We start from the raw sequence: 1,528 nt of genomic DNA, 5'->3' as shown, positions 1-1,528 counted from the left end.
TAAGGAAAAGGGGATAATGCTATTCAGTTTCAGGAATAGAGAAATTTTTTGTAATGTATGGAGGCATTTCATACAGCCAATGTTAATCAGTACAAGAACGTGTTTGCTCTTGTGCTCATTGACATCCACTGGAGGATAATAAATCTGAACTCCAATGCCTGCTGTAAGCCTCATAATAAAGTTATATTACTTTTGATTGTGTATTCACTTTTTGTTTTTTCCTATGCATGGAAGCGAGGCTGGTAAATAAAGCTATTACTACTAGAATACCACCTATTACAGCATTCGCTTCAATGCCTAGACGTTCAATTGTAATACCTCCAATTGTCGAGCCAAATGCCATTCCTACATGGACTGCTGAGTTGTTTAGACTTTGCTGAATGTCCGATGTATGAGGAGCGGATACGATTAAATAGCTTTGAATAGCTGGTTGAAGTGCCCAGCTCAGCATACTCCAAACTATCATAACAATCAGGAAAAATACTGTATTGAATGTAGTAAAAGGAAGAATGAAAATGGATATTGCAAAAATGGGAATGATAGTAACAATCGTTTTCTTAGGACCTATACGATCTGACAACAATCCACCTACACCCCCGCCGATAATAGCGGCGATACCGACAATCAAATACATTACGCTTAGCCAGTTTCCATCCAAACCGAGTGCTCCTTGTAAGAATGGAGTAAGGTAGGCATATAGTGTTAAATGGCCTCCAAAAAATAAAACAGACGTAAGTTGAATGCGTATGATTTTTTTGTTTTTTAATGTTTGTAGTTGTGCTTGAATCGAAATACTTGGTTTCGGTTCCATTTTTCCTAATAATAATTGGATACATACAATTGAAATTGCAGTTAAAACGACAATAAAGATAAACGGAGCGCGCCAACCGAAAGCGTTACCTAGCATTAATCCAAAAGGAACACCTAAAACGAGAGAAGCACTAACACCCATTAATACTAAACTAATCGCACGAGCACGGTAAGCTTCTGAACTAATATTAGAAGCGATTGTTAAACAAAGGGAAATTAAAAGTGCTGCGCACATTGCCGAAATGATTCTGGTAACTAAAAGTAAAGTGTAACTTGTGCTTAAAACAGTTATCATATTGGCAAACAACGCCACAGATAAATTTAAAAGCATGAGTCGTTTTCGTTCCATCTTTGATGTTGCAGAAAGCAGTAAGGGGCCTGATATGGCAAAAGTTAAAGAAAAAACGGAAATTAACATACCTGCTTGCCCTAAGGAAATACCGAGATCATTTGCGACTAAAGGAAGAATACCGCCGAAAATCATCTCTACTAGGCCGACGACAAAAGAAACGATCGTCAGTAAATAAACACGTTTGTTCATAAAACACCTCTCTTTAATAATTCTTTAAAATGTACTTCAGTATGAAAGATTACCATTCTATTATTTAAAGCGCAAGCTCAATAATAAAAAAAGAATTCATAGTAATTTTATAAATTAAGAACTATCATTTTATTTCGAAAAAACAAATTATCCCGTAACTTTTAAGTGCAAAAAATC

1 protein-coding gene is annotated in these 1,528 nt (G+C 35.8%); it reads right to left on the bottom strand.

Annotated features, from left to right (window positions below):
- Positions 1–181 precede the first annotated feature (181 nt).
- Positions 182–1,351 (bottom strand): MFS transporter, encoded by a 1,170-nt coding sequence (locus tag KVT34_RS29425; RefSeq protein WP_098341678.1) that lies wholly within the window; start codon positions 1,349–1,351, stop codon positions 182–184.
- Positions 1,352–1,528: the final 177 nt, after the last annotated feature.

Source organism: Paenibacillus sp. GbtcB18, from assembly GCF_019091125.1.
Classification (GTDB): Bacteria; Bacillota; Bacilli; order Paenibacillales; family NBRC-103111; genus Paenibacillus_F; species Paenibacillus_F chitinolyticus.
Note: the sequence above shows the minus strand (reverse complement) of the source record. Positions and strands in the feature narration are given on the sequence as shown.

Coding starts and splice junctions, on each gene's coding strand:
- KVT34_RS29425 (WP_098341678.1), bottom strand. CDS start 1,351: ATGAACAAACGTGTTTATTTACTGACGATCGTTTCTTTTGTCGTCGGC.